This window comes from Nonomuraea sp. GTA35 (genome assembly GCF_041950525.1).
Lineage (GTDB): Bacteria > Actinomycetota > Actinomycetes > Streptosporangiales > Streptosporangiaceae > Nonomuraea.
This window is the reverse complement of the sequence record NZ_JBGNUV010000005.1, coordinates 526,149-552,124: the sequence shown is the minus strand read 5'-3', so window position 1 is coordinate 552,124 and position 25,976 is coordinate 526,149. Positions and strand designations below refer to the sequence as shown.

Here is a 25,976-nt window from a genome sequence, read left to right as displayed (position 1 = left end):
ACCGACCGGTCGGTTGCCAGGATCAGACTCCCGGCAGCCGCCCGTTGCGGAACAGGTCCACGAACCGCTGGTGATCGTCGCGGGCCTGGGCCCCGTACCGGTGGGCGAACTCCACCAGCGTCCCGATGAAGCCGGACCTGTCGTCGCCGATCACCGCCACGATCGCCTCCTCCGTCGAGAAGTCCACGAGATCGTGGCTGGACTCGTCGTCGGCCACCGAGTGCATGCGCGCCACCGCCCGCCCCAGGTCCTGGATGATCGAGCGCAGCTCGTCCGGCTCGTTGACGTCGTCCCAGTCCAGGTCCGCGGAGTACGGCGACACCTCGGCCACGAGCTGCCCCACCCCGTGCAGCGCGGTGTAGCCCAGCCAGGGGTCGGCGTAGGCCTGCAGCGCCCGCTGGCTCTCCGCCGTGCGGTGCCCCTGGTGCCGGAAGTAGGAGGCCACCTTCTCGTCGGTGACGTGCCGCGCCACCGCCGGCACCGCCGCCTGCTTCATGTAGAGGATGACGTCGTTCTCCAGCGCCTGCGAGCGCCCTTCGAGCAGCAGGTTGTACGACGGCAGCCCCGCCGACCCGATGCCCACGCCCTTGCGCAGCGCCACATCCTTGATCACGTGCTCGACGGGGTTGACCGTCACGGGCAGCGTGGTCAGGTAGTCGGCGAACGCGTCCAGCACCGCCCGCCTGGTCGCCGCGTCCACCGCCTCGCGCCCCTCCATGAGCGCGAAGCGCCGGTCGTAGTCGTCGATCACGGTCTCGGAGTCCAGCAGCGCCACGCGGGTGCTGAGGCGGGCGCGCTGCAGCACCCGGTGCAGCGTCCCGCTGGTGGTGCCGAGCGTGAGCGAGCCGATCGCGTCGTCCCCGCCCGCCGCGACGGCGGCCAGCTCGACCAGGTACGCACCGGCGAAGTCGGTCACGAGCATGCTGATCGAGTCGTCCGACAGCGCCTTGGCGTACCCGAGCAGGGCCACGCTGGCCGCGAACCGCCTGAGGTCCCAGGTGTACGGGCCCACGTACGCCTCGTCGAAGTCGTTGACGTTGAAGACCAGCTCGCCGGAGGCGTTCATGTACGTGCCGAAGTTCTCCGCGTGCAGGTCGCCGTGGATCCAGACCCTGCTGGTCGGGCCGTCGAGGTAGGACCCGTCGGCGTACGTGCCCACCATGTCCGCGTAGAACAGGCAGGCGCTGCCCCGGTAGAAGGCGAACGGCGAGGCCGCCATCTTCCGGAACTTCCGCCTGAACGCCGCGGGGTCTCGCTTGATCGACTCGCCGAACTCCGTCATCAGGACGTCCAGCAGGAAGGAGGAGCGTGTGCCCATGTCCCGGACACTAGATCCCGGATCCCCCTGCCGCCTACCCCGATCTTTCCCTGACCCGGGCGAGTCAGGGTTGGAGCGCCGGCCGCGCGGCCGGCAGGCTCCGCGCCCCCACCCAGGCGAGCGCGACGGCCAGGCTCCACAGCAGCGCGCACTGGGCGCAGACCGTCAGCCACGCGGAGCCGTCGGGCAGGTTGCCGAGCAGCGGCACCCGCATCAGCAGCAGGAGCAGCCCGGCGGCCGACATCGCCAGCGCCCACGGCGGCGAGCTCCGGCGGGTGAGCACGACCACGGCGCCCGTGGCCCACACCGGGATCGCCGTGCCGAGATCGAGCCACAGATAGAGCCAGTCGGCGTCGGGCAGTCGCAGGGCGACCAGCAGCCACGTGCAGCCCAGCACCGCCAGACCGGCGGCCAGGGGAGACAGGGCGAGCGCCCACGGGCGGCGCCGCGGCGTGGCGTCGCTGTGGAAGCCCAGCAGCACCGCGATCACCGGCACCGCCGTGAACACCAGGGTGGCCGGCTCCGACAGCGGCCGGTCCATCAGCGGCCCGGCCAGGATCATCGGGATCAGCGTGTAGGCCAGCGCCGGTGCCGCGCCGACGACGGCCGTGATCTTGGCTGTCCTGACGTGACCACGCATGAGCGCGACGAACGCGACCGTCGAGCAGAGGTACGCGAGCGAGACGACGACGGCCACCAGCCGCTCGAAGGAGCCGGGCGCGCCCGCGAGGCCGGGCTCCACCTGGAAGACCAGCGTGCGCAGCAGCTCCACGCCCGTGTAGACGCCGCCCATGGCGTGGAAGGCCAGCCCGAGCACGGCGAGGAGCCGTACGGTCTCGCCCCAGGCGAACAGCCGGGGCTCGGCGCCCGCGCCGCCGAACCGCAACCGCAACGCGAGCGCCAGCACGCTGGCGATCTCGCCCCACCGGGGCCGCGGGTTCAGCTCGTCGGACACGTCGCCGGACATCTCCATGAACGCGTCCACCATCTCCTCCTCGCGCTCGGCGCGGTAGGAGGCGGGCAGCAGGCGCAGGACGGAGCGATACCGCCGTTCGAGCAGGCTCATGTGGCGCCTCCCGCCATCCTGGCGCGCAGGCGGGCGGTGGCGGTCTCGGCGGTGGCGGCCATCCTGGCGGCCTCGTCCCGCAGGGCCGCTGCCCCCTCGTCCGTCAGCCGGTAGTAGCGCCGCAGCCGCCCCTGCTGCGCCTCCTCCCGGTCGAGCGCCACCAGCCCGGCGGCGGAGAGCCGGTCGAGCACTCCGTAGAGCGTGCCGATCTTGAGCTGGACGCGCCCCGCGGACAGCCGATCGACCTCCTGGACGATCCCGTAGCCGTGCCGGGGCTCGTCCACCAGCGCGGTCAGCGCCAGGAACATGGGCTCCGTCATATTCATAGGATCACGATATCCTGTCTCGCAAGATATCGTCAGGGGTGCTGGGAAGAAACCGACACCACCTCGCCCGTCATGTACGAGGAGTAGTCGCCGGCCAGGAAGACGATCACGTTCGCCACCTCCCACGGCTCGGCCGAGCGCCCGAACGCCTCCTTGGCCGCCAGCTCCGCCAGCAGCTCCTCGCTGGTCACCTTCGCCAGGAACGGATGCACGGCCAGCGACGGAGCCACCGCGTTGACCCGGATCCCGTGCTCGGCCACCTCCAGCGCCACGCACCTGGTCAGCGCCATCACCCCGGCCTTGGCCGCCGCGTAGTGCGCCTGCCCGCGCTGGGCCCGCCAGCCGATCACGGAGGCGTTGTTCACGATGGCGCCGCGGCCCTGGGGGATCATGTGCCGCAGCGCCGCCCTGGTGCAGCGCATGGTGCCGTTCAGGGTGACGTCGATGACCGCGTGCCACTGCTCGTCGGTCATCTCGGCGAGCGGCGCCGTACCGCCGAGGCCGGCGTTGTTGACCAGCACGTCCAGCCGCCCGTGAGCCTCCATCACCGCGTCGAACAGCGCCGTCACCTGCGCCTGCGACGTCACGTCGCACGGGACGGCGAGCGGCTTGACACCGGTGAGCTCGGCCAGCGACTCGGCGGCGGCGGCCAGGCGGCGCTCGTGCCTGTCCGAGACGACGATCGTGGCGCCCTCCTCGGCGCAGCGCCTGGCCGTGGCGTAGCCGATGCCCGCCCCCGCCGCGGCCGTGACCAGCGTGACCTTGCCGTCGAGCAGGCCGTGGGCCTTCGGGTACGGCGGTGGCATCGGCGGCTCCAATCAGCGGGGCAGGTCCAGGGTGCGCTCGGCGATGACGGTGCGCTGGATCTCGCTGGAGCCGGCGTAGATGGTGTCGGCCCGGCTGAACAGGTAGAGCCGTTGCAGCTCGCCGAGCCCGCCGCCCGCGTCCGCGACCAGCCCGGCCCTGCCCTGCACGGCCTGCGCCAGCTCGCCCAGCCTGCGGTGCCACTCCGACCAGTACAGCTTGGCGATCGACGCCTCGGGGCCGGGGCCGCCGCCATCGCCGGGGCCGGAATCGAGCATGCGCAGCGCGTTCAGCCGCATGATCCGCAGCTCCAGCCACGACCTGACGAGCCGGTCGCGCAGCACCGGGTCGTCGATCGCGCCGGTGCGCCTGGCCGTCTCGACGACCTCGGCCAGCTCCCGCCCGAACCCGATCTGCTGCCCGAGCGTGGACACGCCGCGCTCGTACCCGAGCGTGGCCATGGCGACCCGCCACCCCTCGCCGGGGGCGCCGAGGATGTTGCCCGCCGCGGTGCGCGCGCCGTCGAAGAACACCTCGTTGAACTCCGAGGTGCCGGTGAGCTGCACGATCGGCCGGACCTCGACCCCCTGCCGCCGCATGGGGACCAGCAGGTACGACAGCCCGCGATGCCGCCGCGAGCCCTCCTCGGTCCGGCAGAGCACGAAGCACCAGTCGGCCCACTGCGCGAGCGACGTCCACACCTTCTGGCCGGTGATCACCCAGTCGCCGCCGTCGAGGCGGGCCCTGGTCTGGACGTTCGCCAGGTCGGAGCCGGCCTCGGGCTCGGAGTAGCCCTGGCACCACAGCTCCTCGCCCCGCTGGATGGGCGGCAGGAACCGCTCCTTCTGGTCGTCGGTGCCGTATTCCAGGATGGTCGGGCCGATGAGGCCCTCGCCGATGAGGCCCAGCCGGGCGGGGGCGCCGGCTCTGGCGTACTCCTCGTGGAAGGCGACCTGGTCGCCGATGGAGGCGGCGCGGCCGCCGTAGCGCCGCGGCCAGCCCAGGCAGGTCCATCCGTGCTCGCCGAGGTGGCGCTCCCAGGCCCGCCTCAGCTCGACGGCCTCGTGCTCGCGCCCGGGGCCGCCCAGCCCCCTGGCGGCGGCGAACCGGCCGCCGAGGTTCTCCTCCAGCCAGGCCCGCGCCTGCTCACGAAGGCTCAACGAACCCCCCGTACCCGCCTCGGAAGAACACCAGCGGGCCACCCTCGGCGTGCGTGTCGAGCTGCAGCACCCGGGCCACCACGATCATGTGGTCGCCCGCCGGGTGCTCGGCCTCGACGGCGCAGTCCAGCCAGGCCAGCGCGCCTTCGAGCACGGGGCTGCCGCCGGGGGAGACCGTCCAGGCGAGGCCGGCGAACTTGTCGCCGCCCTTGGTCGCCAGCTGCGCGCACACGGCCTGCTGGTTCTCGGCCAGCACGTTCACGGTGAGCGCCTTGGCACCGCGCACCCTGGGCCAGCTCGTGCTGGTGTAGGCGACGCAGAACGCCACGAGGGGCGGGTCGAGCGAGACGGAGGTGAAGGAATTGGCGGCCAGGCCGCACGGCTGCCCGTCGTCGGGGTCGACGGCCGTGATCGCCACCACGCCGGTCGCGAACCTGCCGAGCACCTGCCGGAAGCGGCGGCTGTCGAGATGGCCGTTCTGGCTGGGGTGCGGGTGCCCCGTCGGCATGGCGGCTCCGTTGCGAATCCTGCGCTGATGGGGCGTCGGAAGGCTGCGACAGCCGTCCGGCGTGATGAGCCGGGCAGCGTGTGTGCTCATGGTCCGCCTCCTCGATCCGCCGACTGGATTCATCTTACCAAGCGCTTGCTTGGACGGTAGGGGGAACGCGGAGAAGGTGTCAAGTCGCACTCCCGGACCTGCGTTGACAGGCTGGAAAGAGCCTGCCTACCGTGACGCATGTGCCCAAGCGCTTGCTTGAATTCTCGGATCTCACCGCCATCGCCGGGGTCGGTTACACGCCCTTCTCCAAGGACTCCGGCGTCAGCACCCTCACGCTGGCCTGCCGCGCCGTGCTCGCCGCGCTGGAGGACGCCGGGCTGAGGCCGGACGAGGTGGACGGCCTGGCCACCCACCGGGTCGGCGACTCGGCCCCGCCCACCCTGGTCGGCCCCGCCCTCGGGCTGACGGACCTGTCCTGGCACCTCGACCAGTTCGGCGGCGGCAGCGTCTCCCACGCGGTCGTCGGTCAGGCCGCGCTCGCCGTGGCCGCCGGCCTGGCCGAGACCGTCGTCTGTTACCGGGCCATCAACGCGCGCTCGGAGTTCCGCATGGGCGGCACCGGGCGGGGCGTGCCCGCGAGCCCCGAGGTGCAGTACCAGGCGCCGTACGGATACGTGGCCCCGCCCCAGCAGTTCGCCATGTACGCCCGCGCCCACATGCTGCGCTACGGCACCAGGGCCGAGCACTTCGGCGCCCTGGCGGTCACCCAGCGGGCCAACGCCGCCAAGAACCCGCGCGCCCTCATGCGCGACCCCATCACCCTGGACGACTACCTGGCCAGCCGGTGGATCGCCGAGCCGTTCCGCCTCCTGGACTGCTGCCTGGAGACGGACGGCGCCTGCGCCGTGGTCGTCACCACGGCCGAGCGCGCCCGCTCCCTGCGCCGCCCTCCGGTCCTGGTCTCGGCCGCGGCCTGGGGCGGTGGCACCTCCCACCTCTCGTGCGACGACCCCACGGTGACGGCCGCCGCCGGCCTGGCGCCCCGCCTGTACGCGCAGGCGGGCCTCGGGCCGGGAGACATCGACGTGGCCGAGCTGTACGACTGCTTCACGTACTCGGTGATCGTGCAGCTCGAGGACTACGGCTTCTGCCCCAAGGGCGAGGGCGGCCCGTACGTGGCCTCGGGGGCCACCGCGCTGGACGGCACGCTCCCGGTCAACACGCACGGAGGTTTCCTGTCGGAGGGCTACGTCCACGGGATCAACCACATCGCCGAGGCGGTCTCCCAGCTCAGGGGCGAGGCGGGGGACCGCCAGGTGCCGGGCGCCGAGGTGGCGCTCTCCACGGCGCAGCCCGGCTACATCCTGCCCGCCACCTCCGCTCTGATCCTGAGGAGGGCGTGATGCCCGGTTACCGTCCCGAGCCCGACCGTGACTCGCGCGCGTGGTGGGAGCGGGTGGCCAGGAGGGAGTTCGCGGTGCAGGAATGCGACGCCTGCGGCACTCTCCGGTTCCCGCCGCGGGCGTTCTGCGCGGCCTGCCGTACGGAAGGGTGGCGCTGGCGGGAGGTGGCGCCCGAGGGAAAGGTTGAGAGTTGGATCGTCAACCGCCGGCCCTTCGTGCCGGGGCCGCCCGATCCATACCTAGTGGTAATGGTTCGTTTGAAGGCCGTACCGGGCGGTCTGGTGTACGGGAACTGGCGCGCGGAGCGCCCGCCGGAGGCGGGGGAGCGGGTCCGCGGGGTGTTCACGCAGGTGGACGAGGAGTTGATCGTGCTCGACTGGATGCCGGAAACTTGCATCCCCCACCAGGCCGGTGAAAATTCTTCCGCTGACTGACCTCGCGCCGGAAATTCGATTGGTACCGGTAAATCCCACCAGTCCCACCATCACGAAGCTGCCCCCGGGCCGGTCTCCGAGGACCGATGATTGGGGCAGCAGGCGTCGTCGAGGAGGACGACCCGGACTTGGCGGCAGACGTGAGCGGTACGGAACCGACAGCGGGCGTGGCCGGGAGGTCGCGCGGCCCGCCCGCGGGCAGAGAAAAAGCCCCCATCGGGAGATGGAGGCCGTAGGCGCTGGCCGGTTCTCGGAGGAAAGCGCGTCCTGGCGGGCGTGGGGGACCCGCCAGGACGCGCTTCCTGCCCCGCGTGCGACGGCGCCAGGACTCCGGCGAGGGATGGAGTCCTAGACCGTTGGCTCGCACACGGAGTCGATGGGGGAGCGCGAAGGCCCCTGTCGCCGGCGACGTGCGGCGATGCGTCGAGCTGCACCAACCGGGTCATCGATGTGATGCGTGACGGGGGCGCCACCCTCCTTGTTCCCGACTAAGGATCCGTCGTCGCAGCACACGGTCAGCTCAGTCAGCACCGATGGCGCGGGCATGCCATCGCCAACGCTCTGGTAGGTGTGGGTTAACCCGTGGCGAGTCAACGCGTAACGCAGTAAACGTGTTGCTTCGCGAGGGTCATGCCAGGGCAGGTATGGCGTACCCGTGCGGACTGGCAACACTGGCCTTCACCCCCTCACCGGCCTTTAGATGGATTTGTACCAACGAATGGATGATGGGCCGGGGGAGGCGGTTCGGTCAAGGGGTTGTGGCCTGCTAGAACCAGATCGTCTAAATTGTTGGAACAAAAGGGGTGAAAGTGGCAAGGTCGGTGCTGTATCAGCAGGTGGCTTCGGAGTTGCGACGAGCCATCTACTCGGGTGTCCTCGGCCCCGGGGCACAGCTGCCGACCGAGGCGCAGCTCATGGAAGACCATGGGGTGAGCAGGAACACGGTGAGGCTGGCCCTCGGCGAACTCGTCAATGAGGGGCTGGTCACGCGCACGCCGCGGCGCGGCACCGTGGTCAGGGACCGCAGACCGCTGCTGATCTATCCGCAGCGGGAGCTGGAGCCGCAACCCAGCGGGGAACTGCGCGAGGCGTTCGCCTACGCCGTCGGGCAGGAAGGCCGGGCGCCCAGCCAGTACATCGAGGTGCTGACGGTGTCTCCCGTCGAGGAGATCGCCAGCAGGCTGGAGCTGGCCGACGGGGAATTGGCGGTGGTGAGACGCCGTCTGCGCTTCGTGGACGGGCAGCCGTACAACACCAACGATTCCTACTTCCCCCGCGATCTGGTTGCCGACTCCGAGATCGCCAGGCCCGGAGACATCGCGCGAGGGGCGAACCGGGTGCTGGAAGAGCTGGGCCATGCGCAGGTCCGCGTCGTGGACGACATCTGGGCGCGCATGCCCAACCAGGAGGAAGCCGAACGCCTTCAACTCGAGCTGGGTACGCCAGTCATGGTGTATGTCCGAGTGGGGTACGACGGGGCAGACATGCCAGTGCGTGTCGCCGTGTCGGTTTTGCCAGCCGACAAACATCTGATCAGATACGAGCTCGATCGCCGCTGACGAGCTCGTGGGTGAAGGGGTGATCCCGCCGGCCGGGCGCAGCGAGAAATAGCCGCCTCGCTGGCCTAGGGGAGTCGTGCATACTCCCCTAAATCGCCATTTATCCATATATATCGGGTTGAGGCCCCATTTCGCCCCTATGCGACATTGCGTCATCACGCTATGCGCTGGTGCGGACACCCAACGCAACGAAGGGTACTACTATGCACACAAACACCCTGCTTCATCCGCTCTCCCTCCGCAGAGCGGAACCCGCGGACCTTCCCGGCGTACTCACGCTGCTCGCGGACACCGCTGAGTGGCTGCACGCGCAGGGGGTGCGGCAATGGCCCCGCGCAGGGTTCGGCCCCGAGCGGATCGAGCCGCTCATCGAGGAACGCGTGCTGTTCCTGCTGGACGACGAGCTCAGATACCTCGACCCCGATGCGTCGGCCCCGCCGGTGGCCACCATCGCCCTCGACGACCACGCGGACCCCGAGTTCTGGACCCGCGCCGACGACCCGGGGGCGGCGCTCTACATCCACAAGCTGGCCGTCGCCCGCCCCTGGTCGGGCTCCGGCCTGGGGGACGCCCTGCTCGACTGGGCCTGCGCCACGGCCTTCTCGGCCGGCCTGCCCTGGGTCCGCCTCGACTGCGCCAAGGCCAACCCGCGGCTGCAGGGCTACTACCGCAACCGCGGCTTCCGCCACGTACGCACGGTGGACCTGCCGCACCGATCGTCGGGGGCGCTCTTCCAGCGCCGGTCGGAGGACGTGCAGACCACGGTCTTCCGCGACCTCACGGTCGCCGAGCTGATCAGCGCCTAGATCCGGTACAGGTGAGGCCCGGCCCCGCCCGCGGCGGGGCCGGGCCCGTCATCGGGCGCGGGAGCGCGGGAAGGTCAACAACGGGCCCGGGTTTCCCCGTGGTTGAACAGGTGATCGTTCCTCCGCGTGCCGTACCGGGCAACTCGTCGGTAGACAGCGGGTTCGCACGCGGAGAGATGCACAGCGATGCAGGATGTGGCCGGTGAGAAGGCGTTCTCGTGGCGGCAGCGCGCGTTGGCGTACATCGCCGAGCTGCAGAGCCAGCTGGACGGTTACGGCGACGGATCAGCGCAGGCCAGGGGCGCGCAGCGGCATCTCGACGCGGCGCGTGAGGCGGCGGCGGGCAGAGCCAGCCTGAAGGGCGCCTGGTCCGGGCTCGCCGTGGACCGCACCTGGGCGAACATCGGCAAGGTGGAGGTGGCCCTGCTGAAACTGCTGCCCGAAGCGGAGCTTCCGTGGTGGGGCAGCGACGTGCTGGCGCGGGCGTTGCAGCACCTGGGGCCGCAGGACCCGCGCCGGGCCAAGCTGGAGGAACGCCTTCGCGGCCAGGACGGCAGGCTGTCGCCGCAGGACCGTACCCTGGCGGTGATCACGCTCCAGGCGTCCAACATCGCGGCGCAGCAGGAGAAGGTGCGGCTGCGCAGCTTCCGCAACACGATCCTGGTCTCCACCTTCGTCCTGGCCGTCGTCGCCGTGGCCCTGTTCGTGGTGGGGGCCCTCCACCCCCATGCGATCAACCTCTGCTTCGACGATCCCAAGGCCGGGCCCGCGTGCCCCATCGGGCTCACCCCGACCACCTGGGACGTCGCCATCGTGGAGCTCGTCGGCCTGTCCGCGGCCGCGCTGGTGGGCGCGGTCGGCCTGCGCCACATCCACGGGACCTCGGCCCCCTACACCCTTCCCATCGTGCTGGCGCTGTTGAAGCTCCCGGCCGGAGCGGTGTCGGCGGTCATCGGGCTGATGCTGATCCAGGCGCGCTTCGTCCCGGGGCTGACCGATCTTGACTCCAGCGCGCAGATCCTCGGCTGGGCGGCTCTCTTCGGCGCCGCGCAGCAGCTCATCACCCGGCTGGTGGACGAGCAGGGCCAGCATGTTCTCCACAACGTGCGCGACTCCTCGCGCGGCGTGGACCAGGCCGCCGAGCCGCAACGTGCCGACTGACCGGGGAAGATAGCCGTTCTCCCAAGAATGGGCAGCGCTGGGGGAAAGGGGCGCATTGTCCAGTCTGGCCGGGGGAATAGCGGACAAGGATTCTCGCGCGTCGGCCACCCGTGACCGACGCGGCCGCATCTCGGGGGAGTGCGCATGGCCAAGCAGCAGGAGCACCTTGTCGGCGAGCCTCCGGCGATGCGTGAATCGCCCGTGGCCGAGCAGTACGAGCGATATGTCGGAGGTTCCCCCGAGAGGGAACGGGTGATCTTCGACAAGCTCGCCCGCGATCTCATGCGGGTCCAGCTCAAGCTCAAGGAGCGTGGCCACGCACCCGGGATCGACCGCGCCTTCCACGCGAAGGCGATCCTCGGCGTCGAGAACGCCACCTTGCGGTTCCACGACGGCCTGCCCGAGGACCTGAGGACCGGCTTCGCGCAGCCCGGTGCCGAGTATCCCGTCATCGTCCGGTTGTCGAACGCGAGCGGCGTCCGCCAGCCCGACTCCGCCCCCGACCTGCGGGGCGCGGCCCTGCGGATCCAGGTGGGGGCGGAGGAGACCCACGACCTCCTCATGACGAACCATCCGGTCTCCCACGCGGGCAACGCACGCGAGTTCGTGGTGTTCGCGCAGGTCATGGCGGGCGCGAACACCAACCTGCGCAAGGCCGTTGCCCTCTACGCCAGGCTGCCGTGGGCCCTGGGCTGGTCCACCGCCGCCCGCATGCGGCGCAACGTGCTCGCCGGAACCCGGCGCGAGGTACGCAGCCTCGCTCTGGAGACGTACTGGAGCCGGGGTTCCATCCTCTGGGGCCAGGCCGGCCCCGTCCGCTACCGGCTCCGGCCCGCCTCCGGGACCCCGGCGGCGCCCTCTCCGCCGCGAGAGGACGCCGACTACCTGTCGCACGAGCTCGCGGCCCGGCTGGCCAGGCGGGACATCGTCTTCGACCTGTGCGTGCAGCGCTACGAGGACGCCCGCCTCACGCCCGTCGAGGACGGCGCCGCCGACTGGCCGGACGCGGACGTGCCCGTCGTCCCGGTCGCCACGCTGACGATCCCGCGCCAGGATCTCGACACCGCGGCCGCGCGCGCCGCCGAGGCCCGCATCGACCAGCTCGCCTTCGACCCGTGGAACACCACCGACGAGTTCCGCCCCCTCGGCAACCTGAACCGCGCGCGCAAGGCCGCCTACGAGGCCGGCAGCGCCCATCGCCGCGGCCGCCGCTTCCTCACGCCCGCACCGCGGCGCAACCTCGTCGTCGGCACCCTGCTGCGCGGCGCGTTCGGCCTGCTCAACCGGTACGTCCCCTGGCACAGGCTGCCGACCTGGATCGGCCTGCTCAACGTCGCGACCATCCGGCAGGTGCTGCGCCGCGACAACCTGATCGACACCGGGACGCGGCAGGCCCCGCCCCAGGCGCATCCGGTGCCCCCGCCCCTCGACGACAGCCTGCTCGTCAGGCGCACCTACGACGGCACCTACAACGACCTGTCCGACCCCGCCATGGGAGCGCTCGGCTCGCCCTTCGGCCGTAACCTCCAGCCCGTCTACCGGCCGGACCTGTTCGACGAGCCGAACCCGGTGATCGTCAGCAGGGAGCTGCTCCACCGCGACAGCTTCATCCCGGCACGGTCGCTGAACGTGATCGCCGCCGCCTGGATCCAGTTCCAGGTGCACGACTGGGTGAACCACAAGCGCTGCCCGCCCGGGACGGCGAGCGTCGAGGTGCCGCTCCCGTACGGCATGACGTGGACCAACACCCCGGGAGGCGCGCCCGAGCACGTGATGCGCTTCGCCGAGAACGCCGACCTGCGCCCGGCCGGCGGCACGGGCCCGCCGATCCTGTCCGCCAACGCGGCCTCCCACTGGTGGGACGGCTCGGAGGTCTACGGCGGCGACGAGACCGTCGCCAGATCCCTGCGCGAGCCGGACGGCGGCGCGTCGCTGCACCTGGAGGACGGCCACCTGGTGCCGGGGCCGGACGGCATCCCGATCACGGGCTTCCGCGACAACTGGTGGCTCGGGCTCAGCGTCATGCACACCCTCTTCGCCCGCGAGCACAACGCCGTGTGCCGGGCCCTGCGCGAGGAGTATCCCGGCATGGACGAGGAGTCCGTGTACCACACGGCCAGGCTCGTCGTCTCCGCCCTCATCGCCAAGATCCACACAGTGGAGTGGACCCCCGCCATCCTCGCCACCGAACTGATCGACATCGGGCTGACGGCCAACTGGCAGGGGCCGCCGAAGAGCTGGCTGACCCATCTCGGGCTGTGGCTGGCCGACACGCACGCGCTCACCGGCATCCCGCGGACCCTGCCCGACCATCACGGCGCGCCGTACTCGCTCACCGAGGACTTCGTCACCGTCTACCGCATGCACCCGCTGATCCCGGACGACTACGAGCTCGCCGACCACCGGAGCGGGCGGCGGCTGGAGAGCCTCGGCTTCAACGACGTGCAGGGCGCCGCCACCGAGCCGGTCATGCGCCGGGCGGGCCTGGCGAACTCGCTGTACTCGCTCGGCATCGCCCATCCCGGGGCCATCACGCTGCGCAACTTCCCGCGCGCGCTGCAGGCGTTCGAGCGGGACGGCGAGATCATCGACCTGTCCGTGGTCGACCTGGTCCGCACCCGCCGCCGCGCCGTGCCGCGCTACAACGACTTCCGCGCCGGCCTGCACCGGCCGCGCCTGCGGCGCTTCGAGGACCTCACCTCCGACCCCGACTGCCTGGCCCGGCTGCGGGACGTCTACCGTTCGGTCGACGACATCGACACGATGGTCGGGCTCTTCGCGGAGAACCCGCCCGAGCGCTTCGGCTTCAGCGACACGGCGTTCCGCGTCTTCATCCTCATGGCCAGCCGGCGGCTGCAGAGCGACCGCTTCCTCACCGTCGACTTCAGGCCCGAGATCTACACCCCGCTGGGGATGGACTGGATCGCCCGCAACGGCATGACGAGCGTCATCCTGCGGCACTGCCCCGAACTGGCGGCGGTCCTGCCCCGCACCACGAGCGCCTTCGCGCCATGGCGCCCGGCCAGACCCGAGGCGAACACCGGCGTCACGCACGACTGAAAGCGAGCCCGATCATGGACGTCAAGCCCGCCACCAGGCAGGAAGGGCTGGAAGCGCTCCTGTCCCGGCCGCTGCTGGAGACCATCTGGAAACGCCGCACGCACCGCGTCAGCCGTGGCGCGTCCGTCCCGGCGGGTTCGATGAGCTACCGGTCACCGCACCCGCCGATGCCGCTGACCGAGCTGGAGGAGGCGCTGCTCATCGCGCTCACCGGCTGCTCCGGCCTGACCATGCCCGACCGGCCGTTCGAGGATCCGCGGGACGGCGACCCCATCATGGCCAAGCCCAACCTCACCATGGCCGGCCGGACCGCGGGCAGCCCCGACAACGCCCAGGGCACCCACTTCTTCATGATCAACGACACCGGCACGTACTACCTGAGGAAGCTCCCGCCCGCCGCGGACCTGCCCTTCACCGCCGAAGCGCTGATCGAACGGGCCCGCCAGGCCAAGGTGCGGGTCCTCGACCGCCGCCTCGACGTGGCCGAGGGGCGGCGGGACTTCCCCGCCTACCTCGACTCGAACCGGTTCCTGTCCAACCTCCCCGGCACCACGATCTTCCTGCCCGTGGTGGACCTCTCCCACCAGTACATCAACTGCCTGATGTTCCTGCTCACCCAGCCGGAGGGGGCCAGGCCGGCGTTCGTCGACGACCGCAACTTCTATCGCCTGGCGGGCGTGGCCAAGTGGGTCAAGAACGGATTCCTCAACGCGGACGTCAAGGTGCCGCTCGGCGCCATGGGGACGATGCGCACCCAGATCGAGGCGGACCTGCTCGTGCAGAACCTGATGCTGGCCGCCGACGCGATGGGGCTGGGCGCCTGGATCCACGGCACGATCCACCCGCAGATCATGCTGGGCGACCCGAAGTTCTCCCGCGCCTACGGCCGGATGCTCGGCTTCGACTTCGTCACGCCGCGCTTCCGCCTCGCCGACGTCCTGCGCTGGCACGTGCCGCTGCCGAAGTACGCCGCACTGCGCTCCCACCCGGTGGGCCTGCGGGTGGACGGGGAGCAGCTCATCAAGGCCGCCTGCCCGCCCAACTTCCCCTCGATGGAGGCGGCCGTGGACAGCGTCGTACGGGCGAAGTTCGGCCCCGGCGGCATCTACACCGACGAGAAGACCTTCGCCCACATCTACAAGGGCGACTACGGGCGGCGTTACCTGGCCGAGGCGAGCGCGTACGAGCAGGCGGTGATCGACTGCGCGCGGGACGTCTGCGTCTACATCCACCGGACGCACGGCCGCTTCCCCGCCCACGCCGACGCCATCCACGTGCCCGGCATCTGGCTGCAGATCCATCACGTCGAGACCGAGTACTACGAGCGGTTCTTCGCGAACGGGACGACCGACGCGCATCGGCGGCACGCCGCCCGCTGGCACGCGGAGGGGACGCGCCCATGAAGGTCTACGAGGCCATCGTCGCCGGGCTGGAGGACGTCGGGGTCGAGGCCGCCTTCGGGGGAGCGGGGGAGAACGCGGCAGGCCTGATGCTGGCGCTGAAGCACTCGCGGCGGATCCGGCCGATCATCACCCGCCACGAGCAGGCGGCCTCCTTCATGGCCTGCGGGTATGCGATGTTCAGCGGGAAGCTGGGCTTCTGCTTCGCCACGGCCGGGCCCGGCGCGTTCAACCTGTTCTCCGGGCTGGCCATGGCGATGTCCGACTCCTACCCGGTCCTGGCCGTCTCGGGATACGCGCCCAGGAAGTGGCAGGGATGGGGCTCGCTGAACGAGACCTCCGGCCTCGGCGGGACGCCCGACTCCCAGGCCATGTTCGCCGCCACGACCAAGAGGTCCTTCCTGCTGGAATCCGCCGACGACACCTTCGACGTGCTCGAGGAGGCCGTCAAGATCGCCTTCGAGGGGCGGCCGGGCCCCGTGCACATCCACGTCCCCCTCGACCTGACCGAACGCGGCGTCGAGGTCGGCAGAACGCGGCCCGTCCGGCTCGACGCCGCGCCGGCCCAGCCCGACCCGGCACGCGTCGAGGAGATCGCGTCGGTGCTGGCGGACGCCCTGCGGGAGCGCCGGCGGATCGTCGTGCTCGCCGGGTTCGGCGCGGTCCGCAGCGGAGCCGGCCCGCAGATCAGGCACTTGATCGAACGGTTCCGGATCCCGCTGCTGACCACGCTCGACGGCAAGGGGATCGTGTCGGAGAAGCACCCCCTCGCGCTGGGAGTCTTCTCCGACAGCGGTCACGCGAGCGCCTGGAAGGCGTTCCGGGAGGCCGACGTCGTCCTGTGCGTCGGCAATTCCCTGAACCAGCACGCCACCTTCAACTATCGCCGGGACCTGTTCGACGGCAAGGTGCTCATCCACGTGAACATCAGCGAGATCGAGTTCCGCAAGGCGTACAAGGCCGATTACACGCTCCTGTCCGACGCGCGCCCGGCCGTCGCCGCGCTGGCCGAGGCGCTGGAGCGGAAGGTCGGTGACGTACCGGCCGCCGAGGTGACCGGCAAGGACTACGAGGCCAGGCACATCACCCACCTGACCGGCAAGATCCACCCAGGGGAGCTCGCGCAGGCGATCGGCCGGCTGCTGCCGGCGCGTGCCGTCCTCCTGGCCGACGCGGGCGCGCATCTGGCGTGGCTCGGCTACTACGTGGACGTCGAGGAGGGCCAGAACTTCCGCAAGGCCGGCTCGTTCGGGCCGATGGCCGGGCACGTCAACGGCGCGATCGGGCTGAAGGTCGCCCAGCCCGATCGAACGGTCGTGGTCGGCTGCGGCGACGGGTGCTACTCGTTGTCCGGCTTCGAGCTGATGACCGCCGTCGAGCACGGCATCCCCGTCATCTGGATCATCTTCGACGACCAGGAGTTCAAGCTGATCAAGCTCTACCAGCTCTCGGAGTACCTGGAGACCGGCCTGGTCGAGTTCCGGAACCCGGACTTCGCCGCCTACGCCCGCGCGTGCGGGGCGGACGGGTACCGGGTGGAGACGATCGAGGAGTTCGAGGACGCCTTCCGGGCGGCGCTGGGCTCGGACCGCCCCACGGTGATCGACGCCAGGATCACGCGGTGGGCGGTCCCGCACTACAGCCCCTCGCCCCACGGAGTGATCGCCGGCCTGGTGGAGACCCTCGAAGACCGCCTGCGCGGCCCCGGTTGAGGAAGTCCGGCCTCAGGTGCGGGACTCTGCCTCAGGCGCTCGACTCGGCCTCAGTACGCGGCCACCGCTCCCTGACGGCGGCCGCCACGGCGTGGTGCCGGCGTTCCGCGCCGTCCGTCAGGCCGGCGCCGGGACCGCCGCGGCCAGCGCGGCCCCGATCGGCTGGGCCACCTCGGGATGGGCGAGGTACTCCTCGATGTCGTGGGCCTTGCCCACCGGATTGGCGACGGCGACCTCGTCAGGACCGCCGGCCCAGTGGCCGCTCAGCGGGCACCCGATGGCGACCGGGTCGAGGGGACACCAGGCGTTGAACCAGCGCGCCACCCGGTCAGGACGGTGCGGCCCGCCGGCGAGCAGGCGCCGGTGCACGCTGTCGAGCCCGAGCGGGCTTCCCGCGGTGACGAGCAACTCGACCTCCACCGCCGGGTCGAGCCGGGTGAGCAGGTCCATGGCCACCACCGTGCCGAGGCTGTGGCTGACCAGCACCAGCCGGCCGGCGCGCGGCATCTCCTGGAGCACGCAGCCCAGCACGGCCTCGCGGACCTGCCGGTCGTCGAGGTAGGCGGCCACGTCCGCGAAGATCGCGGCGATGAGCAGCCGATCCAGGTCGGTGGTGTCGGCGAGCCAGCTCAGGCCGCGGCGCACGGAGTCGCCCAGCCCTTCCCTGCTCCCGGGCCGTGCCCCCGGCATGCCGGCCCGGCCCGCCGCCTCGATGATCAGCTGTTCGTACAGCTGCCGCGTGGAGCCCGGGCCCGGCGCCACCGCCTCGACGGCCCCGCGCGGTGAACGCGACAGGGCCTCCATCGGCTGCATGGCCAGCAGGAGCTGCCTGGCGTAGAAGGGGAAGCACACGTCACCCGGCGTGATCGTGGCCAGCCCCGCCCGGGTGAGCCCGCCGTTCAGCCCGGCGGCCCAGTACCGGCGCAACTGCTCGGGATCTTCCTCCTCCTGGCCGCGGCCATGGAGGAAGACCACGTGCCTGGACCCGCCGAAGGCGCCGGGTGCGGCGGGCACGCCGGCGCGGAGCGGCGTGCCCCGCGCGTCCGTCTCGATGACCAGCCCGTCCACCGGAGAGGCAGGCGGCGGGACGGTGACGGCCACCCGCGGGGCGGTGGCGTCCCCGAGGCCGGACTCCGGCCCCATCTCCGTCAGGTACGCCCGCCGGGCCTCGTCCAGGGGCAGGGCGGCGAGGTGCTTGAGGATGACGCTGATCCGCACGCCCTCGTTGGAGACCCAGTCGACGGCGTCGTCGCCGTCTCCCTCCCGCCAGGGCTGCCCGTCGCGGCGCAGGATACGTCCCTGGTCGTCGGTTCTGGGCACGCCGCTGTGGTGCAGCGCCGTGACCTCCCACTGGTCGTTGAACACCGGGGACCCGGAGCTGCCCGGCTCGGTGTCGGTCTGGTACTGCAGGAAGTCGTCCAGGCGCGCCTCCAGCCGGTTCTCCCGGATGGAGATCTCCTTCAACCGGCCGCTGGGATGACCGACGATGTTGACCGGCTCGCCGATGACCAGCTTGCCCGTCTGGACGCTGAGCCGGTTCCAGCCGAACGTCTGCCCGGCCTGGCGGCCGTCGGCGTCGGGGCTCACGAGGACGAGGGCGAAGTCGAGGGCGGCGTCGGCGACGAAGAACGCGTCGGGCGCCAGGGTGAACCGCCGGGAGACCTCGGGGATGTTGTCCACGGTGACCTGGGCGTCGAACTCCACGATCACCGCGCCGGCCGCCGTGGCGTCGGGCAGCACGTGATGGTTGGTGAGCAGGAGCCGGGGGGAGACCAGGAAGCCGGTGCCGATCGGGAGCTCGCGGCCGTTCTCGGCGACGCAGATCCGGGCGACCGTGCGCGCGGCCCGCGCCCCGCGGGGCAGGAAACTCCACGACTGCAGGTCCTTGGCCACCCCGAGGATGCGCTCGTACATCTGGGGCTGGTCGAGGGCGTCGGTCCTGGTGGCCTCCAGCGCCGCTTCGACCGGGAGGCCGTTGCGCTGGATGAGGCGGGCGGTACGGGCGGCCAGCATCTCCGGGGAGTCGGGGAAGGCCTCGCCCCGTTCGTGCCTGCGCCAGGCCTCGTCGCGTTCGGCACCGCTCCAGCGGTACCGTTCGGCGGCGGCCCTGGTCTGCCGCACCCTGCTTTCGCTGACTTCCGTGGATATTTCCATAATCGTCCGCCGCTCCCATATAAAGCAGGCATCTCATCTCGAATGTGTGCGCCGGGTCGCGCGGCCGTCCAGATGTCCGGCAGGTAATTGACCGCTTGTTGACCCATCTTTCGGCATCCGGTGCCCGTGTCCGTCGCTTCCGGGAAGTCAAGTTAGGTCATTAAAAATGTCATTGAGATGGCTTATTTCTTCTTTTCTGGTCTTCCGGCGGGTCATGGCTACCGTGAGAAGCGAGGAGAAAGGGGAGCCTCATGGGTAACGTCGTCGACTACGTCTCTGTCGCGTCCCTGGACAGGCGCAGCCAGCACCTCACCGAGGCCGAGCTCGACCGTCTGGAGGAGCTGACGGCGGCGGCCGGGGATGACGAGGAGTAGATCCGTCCGTCCCGCGCGCTGTCCGACGGAGCGGGAGGTGCCGCTCGCCGAGGCCGGACGGCGCTCGGTGGCGGCACTTGCCGCGCTGGGCCTGCGGGCCGAGCTCGCCGACGTGGGCGGGGGGCGTGATCCGGCCGCCTGGTGGTGCGGGCTCGTGAGCCGGGCGGGCCCAGCGCCGGTCGCGTGCGGGATGGGCAAGGGCGGCCCGGACGAGGCCCGGCTGGGCGCGCTCTTCGAGGCCGTCGAGCATCACCTGACGGGACCCGCCGGATTCGACCCGGGCGCCGTGGAGCCCGCCGCCCCCGCCGCGATCGCCGCGGGGCCGCTGCGCTCGGATGCCTGCGCGCCGCTGCTGGCCCCCATGCCCGGACGCCGGATGGCCTGCCGGCGTTACCGCGCCCTCGCCGGCGCGGGCGACGCGCTCGTGCCGCTGTTCCTGTCCGCGCCCTGGTACCTGGAGACGGAGGCCGCGCCCCTGCGCGAGCGGGCCGGCGACGACAGCGACTACACCCACCTCATGCGTTACAGCTGCAACAGCGGCTCGGCCGTCGGCGTCACCGCCGCCGAGGCGGTGCTGCACGCCCTCAACGAGGCGATCGAGCGCGATGCCCTGTCCCTGCTGCTGGTACGGGCCTTCCTCGGCGGGCGCCGGTTCCGGCTCACGCTCATCGACCCGGGGACGCTGCCGCCCGACGCCGCCCGGGCGCACGCGGTGGCCGGGGAGCTGACCGGATCCCCGGTACACCTGCTGGACATCACCAGCGATCTCGGGGTGCCGACCATGCTGGCGTACACGGCGCCCAGCTCCCGCCAGCCGCACCGGCGCGGCACGGGCACCTCGCTGAGCCCGGCCCATGCCGCCTGGCGCGCCCTCACCGAGCTCGTCCAGACCACGCTGGGCGAGGAGCTGGCAGGCGGTGCCCGCCGCCATCCTGCCGCGCTGGACGCGCATCCGGCTCTGGCCGCCTGCGGGCGGTTCGAGCTCACCGAGGCCCTGCGCCAGGCGCGCGTGGTGCCCTTCCCCGCCGCCGAGCCGGTGCTGGGAACGCCCGCCACGCAACTGCGGACGGTGTCCGCGACGCTGGCGGCACGGGGCTTCAGGGCCTACGCCCGGCCGGTGCGCGCCCTGCCGGGAGGTGTGGTCGCCGTGCACGTGATGGTGCCGGGCCTGGAGCGATTCATGCTCGTCACGGACGGAAACCTCGTCGTCCCCGGGCCCAGGGGCAGGGAGGCGGCGAGAGGGACACGCCATGGCCTTTCACCCGTGTGGTGATGTTTCCGGATCGCTGCCGCGCGATGGGAATTTCACTGAATGACCCCGCTCGTTTTTCCGATCAATCGACCTCGGGCATGAATTTATCAGTCCCATTTCTAGCTGTATGGCGAAGATAATGGACTTATGTCTGGTAATTTCTGGCCGCGGAATCGTGTGGCCGGGTGGGCGCTCCTCTGGGGCGGCGTGGTCTTGGCCGTAGGTTTCGCGCTCGTCACCATCGCGGCGGACCAGCCCGGTGCGTCCGGCGGGGCAGCGCCGTTCCTCCAGATGCTCGCGGCGGTCAGCAGCGTGATCATGCTGGGGAACGGCCTGGTGCAGCTGTGGTCCTCGTGGCGTACGAGCCGTGCGCCCAGGCGTGCGCCGACCTCCGCCGACATCGACACCGCGAAGGACATCCTCGCCGGCCTGGTGGCCCAGCAGTGGCGTGAGGAACCGGTCCTGCGCTCGCTGTGCGATCCGGAGCCCATGCCGTTGCCCTGGCGATCGACCGAGCGGCGTGAGCTCGTCGATCGTCCCGAGATCATCGCCAAGGGCACCGTGGCCTTCCCCGGTCTGGGGATGCACATCGAGGACATGGCGCGCAACTTCAGGGCCCTGAACTGCAGGCGGCTGGTCATCCTAGGAGGCCCGGGGACGGGGAAGACGACGTTGGCCGTGCAACTGGTGCTCGAACTGCTCCGTACGCGGCAGCCGGAGGAGCACGTGCCGGTGCTGGTGTCGGCCGCCCGCTGGGACGACCGCGTCCATCCACGGGTGCAGGACTGGCTGGCATCGAGTGTGGCGACGGACTATCCAGCGTTGCGCGCGGAAGCGCTCGGCCCCGGCATCCCCGAGGCGCTGGTGTCCCGTGGCGAGCTGCTGCCCGTGATCGACGGGCTCGACGAGCTGCCCGAACACGCCCGCATCGACATGCTGCGCGCGCTGAACCGTTCGATGTGCGAGAACGACCAGCTCATCCTCACCTGCCGTACGGAGCAGTTCGCTGAATCGGTCGATGAGCTCGGCGACGTCCTCAGGGGCGCGGCGGTCATCGAGCCGCAGCCCATGTGTCCCGCCGCCGCGGCCGACTACCTGCAGGCATGCCTGCCCTCGGTGCCGCGGCCGGCCTGGTCCGAGGTGCTGGAGTCGCTGCGTACGGGGACCGCCCCCGCCTTGGCCGAGGTGACCTCGACGTCCTTGGGGCTATGGCTGGTCCGCGCCACCTACATCGCCACGCGCGCGGATCCTGCGCCGCTGCTGGAGCTGGGGCGGGGCAGCGCCGCCGCCTTGCAGGACCACCTGTGCGACGAGCTGATCCCCGCCCTGGTCAGCACGCGTCCACCGGCCGACGCGCCGGCCCAGCTCTTCCGCCCGCAGCACGCGTGGACGCCGGAGCAGGTCAACCGGTGGCTGACGTACCTGTGCCGCCAGCTCGCGAAGAACGAGGAGGACACGCGGGACCTGGCATGGTGGCACCTGGCTCGCCATGCCCCCAACCGATCGGTGCGGTGGTGGAGCGGCATCGGGGCCGGGGCGGTGATATGCGGGCTCTTCGCCTTCGCGGGCGGCGATCTGATTGCCGGTGCCGCGGTCGGCGTGCTGGCCACGCTCGCGATCGTGTTCATGACCGGTTCCTGGTTCACCGAGGCACCGGGGCACGCGGACTTCCGGCTGCGCGGCAGGCTGTCTGATCTGGTCCGGATGATGGGTGCCGCGCTCCTCTTCGGTGCCCTGGGGGCGCTCGTCGGCTGGGTGACAGGCGCCGTGTTCATGGGCAGCACGGCGGTCGGCGTGGCGGCCGCCGTACAGGTCGGGCTGCTGTCGGGCATCGGCTTCATTTTCGTGTTCGGCCTCGTGCGGTGGGTCGAGCGTCCGGCCACGGACGCCAGTGCGCGGTCCCCGCGCTCGACCTGGCAGGCCGACCGCAACCTGACCGTGATCCGCATCGTGAGCGGGCTCGTTCTCGGGGCGATCGGCGCGACCATCGCGTGGAAGGCACAGCTCAGCTGGAGCATGGGCATCGTCGTCGGGCTGCTGGGGCTGCTGTTCGGGCTCATGCTGGGCAGCCACCACGCCTGGCTCGCCTACAACCTGACCGTTCCCCGCCTGGCCACCAGGGGCAGCCTGCCGCTGCGGGCGATGAACTTCCTCGACGACGCCCACCGCCTGGGCCTGCTGCGCACGGAGGGGCCGTACTACCAGTTCCGGCACGTCGAGCTCCAGCAACACCTCGCCCGCGAGCTGGCGGCGAAGAAGAGCAGGCACCGGGAGCCCACTCCGCTCACTTGAACGGGGGGTGGCGGAAGGGCGCGCCCTGTTGGGCGGCATTTCAGCGTGGCTTGGCAACCAGCGGAACCGGTCGGGGGCATGTTCCCGTGGGGCCGGAGGACCGGCGCCACGTCCGGAGGACGGCGTCGAGCGGGGGCTGAAGGCCATGGGTGAGAGATACAGCGTGTTGCGCGACATGAGCGGCGTGCGCACGGCGAGTCCGCTGGAGTCGGCGCGGGCGGGCGGTCCGGTGCCGCCGCCGGCGCTCGGTGTGGGCAGCGAACCGCACGTGGAAGTGGTGGAGCTCGGCAAGCGCGAGCTGCGCGACGTGTCACGCGACCCGGAGGTGCGGGCGGTGGCGCCGGTCATGCCGACCACGCTCATCCAGCCGATCGAGGACGGGGCCGACGGGCGGGCGGAGGCCGAGGCGACCGCCGCCGCGGCCACGTGGGGCGTCAAGGCCGTGGGCGCCGACGTCACGACGCGGACGGGAGCGGACACCGTCGTGGCCGTCCTCGACACCGGCATCGACGCCACCCACCCCGCCTTCACCGGGGTGACCCTCATCCAGGAGGACTTCAGCGGCTCAGGCGTGGGCGACAAGCAGGGGCACGGCACGCACTGCGCCGGTACGATCTTCGGCCGGCCGGTCGAGGGCACGCGGATCGGCGTCGCGCCCGGCGTGAGCCGGGCGCTGATCGCCAAGGTGCTCGCCGACGACGGCAGCGGCGACACCGAAGGGCTGCTGCGCGGCATGGAATGGGCGCTGCACCAGGGCGCCCAGGTGATCTCGATGTCCCTGGGGTTCGACTTCCCCGGCATGGTGCAGCGGCTGGTGGACATGGGACGGCAGCCGAGGTTCGCCACGTCGCTCGCCCTGGAGGCGTACCGGGCGAACCTGCGGCTCTTCGACGCGCTCATGCGGATGGTGGCCGCCCGGGGGGCGGTCGGCCCCGGCACCGTCGTCGTGGCGGCGGCCGGCAACGAGAGCGAGCGCCAGCACGGGCCGGATTTCGAGATCGCCGTGTCGCTGCCCGCCGCCGCGGAGGGCGTCATCGCGGTCGGCGCGCTGGCACAGTCGCCCACGGGCAACGGCCTGGTCGTCGCGCCCTTCTCCAATACCTTCCCGCAGATCAGCGCCCCGGGGGTGGGCGTGGTCTCCGCGCGGAGCGGGGGCGGCCTGCGCTCCCTGAGCGGTACGAGCATGGCCACGCCGCACGTCGCGGGCGTGGCGGCGCTGTGGTGGGAGGACGTGATGAAGTCGCCGCTGCCGGCGGCCTCGTCCACGGTCATCGCGCGCCTGCTCGCCGGCGCCGCGGTCAGCCCGCTGGCGTCCGGCGTCGACGTGGCCGACCGGGGCGTGGGTCTGGTGCGGGCTCCGTAGAAGGCGGGCCCGCGCATTCATGTAAGAAAAAGGAGAGGTTCCGTATATGTCATTCACCACTGCTGTCGACAAGCGTTCCCAGGCGAACAATGCAAAAAGGGAACAAGGTCTGGACCAGACCACAAAGATCTGGAACGTAACCAATTATCCGACTCGTGACGAGGCTGCGCAGTTCGTCAACTATGAGCCTGCGCAGGGCCCGGGAGAGGCTGTCTTCTCCAACTGCGCTGACGGCACGGTAGACGTGTACTACTACCTGTAGGCCGTTCATCGGGAGGGCGCGCCGGCCGCTGCCCGGCGCGCCCTCTTGCCTACCGACCCCTGTCCGAAAAATTGGGTATTGTCGCTTTTTTGAAGGGCTTAGGTTTTTAACCCCAAATGTGTTAAACAGGCTGCCCAAAAGGCATCTAGGTAGGGCGTCTTTCCGGATTTTCTGTGATGTCCTGGAGACGTGGGCACCACTACAGGTGCCCGCACAAATGGACGGCCCACGATCGTGGGATCCACCCTCATCGGCATCAGGAGGTAGCCATGAAGGCTCCGGAATACCGCCCCCCTCCTCTGGACATCGGGGACGACAGGCCCGAGCTCGTCAAGAAGTGGCAGCAACAGCTCAGGAACCGTGGCTGGCACATCGAGGTCGACGGCATCTACGGCAAGGAGAGCAGGCGTCTGTGCGCCAACTTCGAGATGGAGCACGGCCTGACCTCGAACGGCGACGTCGACAAGGCCACGTGGGACGCCACCTGGGAGGCCGGCAGCACGAAGCCGCAGCCGACGCCCGGCCGCATCCTGAAGAAGGGCGACACCGGCGAGGACGTCCGGAAGTGGCAGCGGCAGGTCAACAACCGCGGCTGGCCTGAGCTCAAGGTCGACGGCGACTTCGGCGACCAGACGGAGCGGATCTGCAAGGAGTTCCAGGAGTTCGAGGGCCTGCCGGTGACCGGCAAGGTCGACGAGGACACGTGGAAGGAGGCATGGCTGGAGAAGACGCCGGTAGCCGCCATGTAGGCGCCGTCTCCACGCCGGCCGGTGCCCCCGTCCAGGGGTGCCGGCCCGCTGACGCTCCGGGTCGGTCCCGGGCCGAGGGCCAGGGTCAACCTTCTGGCACAAGGGCGCAAAGCGCCATATAACCTCTCCCCATGACCGGATCCCTCCTTGAGGTGATCGCGCTCAACGTGCGCGACGCCGTCGCCGCCGAACAAGGCGGAGCCGACCGACTCGAGGTCGTGGCCGACATGGCGGCCGACGGGCTGACCCCCTCGCCGGAGACGGTCGCCGCGATCGCCGCCGAGTGCCCGCTCCCGCAGATGGTGATGCTGCGCTGCGACGCGAGCTTCGCCGCCGACCCCGACGTCGTCGAGCGGCTCAGCCGCGACGCCAAGGCACTCAAGCAGGCCGGGGCGGCCGGGTTCGTGTTCGGGTTCCTCGACGGCGCGGGAGCCGTCGACCTGACCGCCACCGAGGCGCTCATCCACGCGGTCTCGCCGCTGCCGTGGACGTTCCACCGCGCCGTCGACCACGCCGCCGACGTCCACGCGGCCTGGCGCGCCGTGCGGCTGCTGCCGAACCTGGCCACCGTGCTCAGCTCCGGCGCGCCCACCGGCGTGGGGGACGGGCTGCCCGTGCTCAAGGCGCGCGCCGACGCCGGCGACGGCTCGATCGTGCTGGCCGGCGGCGGTCTGCGGCCCGCGCACGTGCCCGCCCTGCTCGACTACGGCATCCGCGCCTTCCACGTCGGCTCGGCCGTGCGGTCGAGCTGGTCGGACCCGGTCGAGTGGCGCCTGGTACGCCAGTGGCGGGCCCTGGTCGAGCGCGACTGACCACCCTCCC

At 71.1% G+C, this 25,976-nt stretch carries 22 protein-coding genes; 15 read left to right on the top strand and 7 right to left on the bottom strand.

Annotated elements, in window-relative coordinates; translation table 11 throughout:
* Nucleotides 1-22 precede the first annotated feature (22 nt).
* The 6 genes from ACBJ32_RS25750 to ACBJ32_RS25725 all read right to left on the bottom strand — a co-directional run bounded on the left by ACBJ32_RS25750 (nucleotide 23) and on the right by ACBJ32_RS25725 (nucleotide 5,182).
* Entirely contained in the window at nucleotides 23-1,318 is a 1,296-nt protein-coding gene (locus ACBJ32_RS25750; RefSeq protein ID WP_375128860.1) for a DUF2252 domain-containing protein, read from the bottom strand.
* Between the two features lie 64 nt (nucleotides 1,319-1,382).
* Complete coding sequence (locus ACBJ32_RS25745) at nucleotides 1,383-2,384, bottom strand: hypothetical protein (RefSeq protein WP_375128859.1); 1,002 nt, start codon at nucleotides 2,382-2,384, stop codon at nucleotides 1,383-1,385.
* Nucleotides 2,381-2,704 carry a PadR family transcriptional regulator gene (locus ACBJ32_RS25740; RefSeq protein ID WP_375128858.1) on the bottom strand — a complete coding sequence of 108 codons (324 nt, stop codon included), beginning with the start codon at nucleotides 2,702-2,704 and terminating at the stop codon, nucleotides 2,381-2,383. The genes ACBJ32_RS25745 and ACBJ32_RS25740 overlap by 4 nt, the downstream gene beginning before the upstream one ends.
* Before the next feature lie 38 nt (nucleotides 2,705-2,742).
* The gene (locus ACBJ32_RS25735; RefSeq protein WP_357870102.1) at nucleotides 2,743-3,516 is read right to left on the bottom strand and encodes an SDR family oxidoreductase; all 774 of its coding nucleotides are present in this window, start codon (nucleotides 3,514-3,516) and stop codon (nucleotides 2,743-2,745) included.
* Between the two features lie 12 nt (nucleotides 3,517-3,528).
* Nucleotides 3,529-4,674 carry an acyl-CoA dehydrogenase family protein gene (locus ACBJ32_RS25730; protein ID WP_375128857.1) on the bottom strand — a complete coding sequence of 382 codons (1,146 nt, stop codon included), beginning with the start codon at nucleotides 4,672-4,674 and terminating at the stop codon, nucleotides 3,529-3,531.
* Complete coding sequence (locus ACBJ32_RS25725; protein ID WP_375128856.1) at nucleotides 4,661-5,182, bottom strand: flavin reductase family protein; 522 nt, start codon at nucleotides 5,180-5,182, stop codon at nucleotides 4,661-4,663. The genes ACBJ32_RS25730 and ACBJ32_RS25725 overlap by 14 nt, the downstream gene beginning before the upstream one ends.
* A gap of 230 nt (nucleotides 5,183-5,412) precedes the next feature.
* Here ACBJ32_RS25725 and ACBJ32_RS25720 point away from each other — a divergent pair, with 230 nt between their 5' ends.
* The 8 genes from ACBJ32_RS25720 to ACBJ32_RS25685 all read left to right on the top strand — a co-directional run bounded on the left by ACBJ32_RS25720 (nucleotide 5,413) and on the right by ACBJ32_RS25685 (nucleotide 16,708).
* Nucleotides 5,413-6,576 (top strand): acetyl-CoA acetyltransferase, encoded by a 1,164-nt coding sequence (locus ACBJ32_RS25720; RefSeq protein ID WP_375128855.1) that lies wholly within the window; start codon nucleotides 5,413-5,415, stop codon nucleotides 6,574-6,576.
* Complete coding sequence (locus ACBJ32_RS25715) at nucleotides 6,576-7,010, top strand: Zn-ribbon domain-containing OB-fold protein (protein WP_375128854.1); 435 nt, start codon at nucleotides 6,576-6,578, stop codon at nucleotides 7,008-7,010. The genes ACBJ32_RS25720 and ACBJ32_RS25715 overlap by 1 nt, the downstream gene beginning before the upstream one ends.
* Nucleotides 7,011-7,819: 809 nt before the next feature.
* Nucleotides 7,820-8,569 (top strand): GntR family transcriptional regulator, encoded by a 750-nt coding sequence (locus ACBJ32_RS25710; protein ID WP_185109258.1) that lies wholly within the window; start codon nucleotides 7,820-7,822, stop codon nucleotides 8,567-8,569.
* Nucleotides 8,570-8,772: 203 nt separating this feature from the next.
* A complete protein-coding gene (locus tag ACBJ32_RS25705; protein ID WP_357870117.1) occupies nucleotides 8,773-9,375 on the top strand; it encodes a GNAT family N-acetyltransferase in 603 nt (200 codons plus the stop codon).
* Between the two features lie 186 nt (nucleotides 9,376-9,561).
* Entirely contained in the window at nucleotides 9,562-10,536 is a 975-nt protein-coding gene (locus tag ACBJ32_RS25700; protein WP_375128853.1) for a hypothetical protein, read from the top strand.
* Nucleotides 10,537-10,680: 144 nt separating this feature from the next.
* Complete coding sequence (locus ACBJ32_RS25695) at nucleotides 10,681-13,596, top strand: peroxidase family protein (protein WP_375128852.1); 2,916 nt, start codon at nucleotides 10,681-10,683, stop codon at nucleotides 13,594-13,596.
* 14 nt (nucleotides 13,597-13,610) lie between these two features.
* Complete coding sequence (locus ACBJ32_RS25690; RefSeq protein ID WP_357870126.1) at nucleotides 13,611-14,999, top strand: hypothetical protein; 1,389 nt, start codon at nucleotides 13,611-13,613, stop codon at nucleotides 14,997-14,999.
* A complete protein-coding gene (locus ACBJ32_RS25685; RefSeq protein WP_375128850.1) occupies nucleotides 14,996-16,708 on the top strand; it encodes a thiamine pyrophosphate-binding protein in 1,713 nt (570 codons plus the stop codon). The genes ACBJ32_RS25690 and ACBJ32_RS25685 overlap by 4 nt, the downstream gene beginning before the upstream one ends.
* 117 nt (nucleotides 16,709-16,825) lie before the next feature.
* Here the strand turns inward: ACBJ32_RS25685 and ACBJ32_RS25680 are convergent, their stop codons facing one another.
* Nucleotides 16,826-18,829 (bottom strand): trypsin-like serine peptidase, encoded by a 2,004-nt coding sequence (locus ACBJ32_RS25680; RefSeq protein ID WP_375128849.1) that lies wholly within the window; start codon nucleotides 18,827-18,829, stop codon nucleotides 16,826-16,828.
* A 284-nt stretch (nucleotides 18,830-19,113) separates the two neighbouring features.
* On the opposite strand from ACBJ32_RS25680, the gene ACBJ32_RS25675 reads away from it, so the two are divergent.
* From ACBJ32_RS25675 to ACBJ32_RS25645, 7 genes are all read left to right on the top strand, one after another.
* Complete coding sequence (locus tag ACBJ32_RS25675) at nucleotides 19,114-19,236, top strand: hypothetical protein (protein ID WP_357870134.1); 123 nt, start codon at nucleotides 19,114-19,116, stop codon at nucleotides 19,234-19,236.
* A gap of 37 nt (nucleotides 19,237-19,273) precedes the next feature.
* The gene (locus tag ACBJ32_RS25670; RefSeq protein WP_375128848.1) at nucleotides 19,274-20,509 is read left to right on the top strand and encodes a YcaO-like family protein; all 1,236 of its coding nucleotides are present in this window, start codon (nucleotides 19,274-19,276) and stop codon (nucleotides 20,507-20,509) included.
* 186 nt (nucleotides 20,510-20,695) lie between these two features.
* Entirely contained in the window at nucleotides 20,696-22,780 is a 2,085-nt protein-coding gene (locus ACBJ32_RS25665; protein ID WP_375128847.1) for an NACHT domain-containing protein, read from the top strand.
* Between the two features lie 145 nt (nucleotides 22,781-22,925).
* Nucleotides 22,926-24,143: a S8 family serine peptidase gene (locus ACBJ32_RS25660; protein WP_375128846.1), complete on the top strand. Its 1,218-nt coding sequence runs from the start codon at nucleotides 22,926-22,928 to the stop codon at nucleotides 24,141-24,143.
* Between the two features lie 46 nt (nucleotides 24,144-24,189).
* Entirely contained in the window at nucleotides 24,190-24,405 is a 216-nt protein-coding gene (locus tag ACBJ32_RS25655; RefSeq protein ID WP_357870143.1) for a hypothetical protein, read from the top strand.
* Between the two features lie 269 nt (nucleotides 24,406-24,674).
* Nucleotides 24,675-25,154, top strand: a complete 480-nt coding sequence (locus tag ACBJ32_RS25650) for a peptidoglycan-binding protein (protein WP_375128845.1) — start codon at nucleotides 24,675-24,677, stop codon at nucleotides 25,152-25,154.
* A 131-nt stretch (nucleotides 25,155-25,285) separates the two neighbouring features.
* Nucleotides 25,286-25,966 carry a copper homeostasis protein CutC gene (locus tag ACBJ32_RS25645; protein ID WP_357870147.1) on the top strand — a complete coding sequence of 227 codons (681 nt, stop codon included), beginning with the start codon at nucleotides 25,286-25,288 and terminating at the stop codon, nucleotides 25,964-25,966.
* Nucleotides 25,967-25,976: the final 10 nt, after the last annotated feature.

Coding starts and splice junctions, on each gene's coding strand:
- ACBJ32_RS25700 (WP_375128853.1), top strand. CDS start 9,562: ATGCAGGATGTGGCCGGTGAGAAGGCGTTCTCGTGGCGGCAGCGCGCG.
- ACBJ32_RS25740 (WP_375128858.1), bottom strand. CDS start 2,704: ATGACGGAGCCCATGTTCCTGGCGCTGACCGCGCTGGTGGACGAGCCC.
- ACBJ32_RS25715 (WP_375128854.1), top strand. CDS start 6,576: ATGCCCGGTTACCGTCCCGAGCCCGACCGTGACTCGCGCGCGTGGTGG.
- ACBJ32_RS25695 (WP_375128852.1), top strand. CDS start 10,681: ATGGCCAAGCAGCAGGAGCACCTTGTCGGCGAGCCTCCGGCGATGCGT.
- ACBJ32_RS25645 (WP_357870147.1), top strand. CDS start 25,286: ATGACCGGATCCCTCCTTGAGGTGATCGCGCTCAACGTGCGCGACGCC.
- ACBJ32_RS25655 (WP_357870143.1), top strand. CDS start 24,190: ATGTCATTCACCACTGCTGTCGACAAGCGTTCCCAGGCGAACAATGCA.
- ACBJ32_RS25660 (WP_375128846.1), top strand. CDS start 22,926: ATGGGTGAGAGATACAGCGTGTTGCGCGACATGAGCGGCGTGCGCACG.
- ACBJ32_RS25745 (WP_375128859.1), bottom strand. CDS start 2,384: ATGAGCCTGCTCGAACGGCGGTATCGCTCCGTCCTGCGCCTGCTGCCC.
- ACBJ32_RS25690 (WP_357870126.1), top strand. CDS start 13,611: ATGGACGTCAAGCCCGCCACCAGGCAGGAAGGGCTGGAAGCGCTCCTG.
- ACBJ32_RS25650 (WP_375128845.1), top strand. CDS start 24,675: ATGAAGGCTCCGGAATACCGCCCCCCTCCTCTGGACATCGGGGACGAC.
- ACBJ32_RS25735 (WP_357870102.1), bottom strand. CDS start 3,516: ATGCCACCGCCGTACCCGAAGGCCCACGGCCTGCTCGACGGCAAGGTC.
- ACBJ32_RS25750 (WP_375128860.1), bottom strand. CDS start 1,318: ATGGGCACACGCTCCTCCTTCCTGCTGGACGTCCTGATGACGGAGTTC.
- ACBJ32_RS25685 (WP_375128850.1), top strand. CDS start 14,996: ATGAAGGTCTACGAGGCCATCGTCGCCGGGCTGGAGGACGTCGGGGTC.
- ACBJ32_RS25725 (WP_375128856.1), bottom strand. CDS start 5,182: ATGCCGACGGGGCACCCGCACCCCAGCCAGAACGGCCATCTCGACAGC.
- ACBJ32_RS25675 (WP_357870134.1), top strand. CDS start 19,114: ATGGGTAACGTCGTCGACTACGTCTCTGTCGCGTCCCTGGACAGGCGC.
- ACBJ32_RS25705 (WP_357870117.1), top strand. CDS start 8,773: ATGCACACAAACACCCTGCTTCATCCGCTCTCCCTCCGCAGAGCGGAA.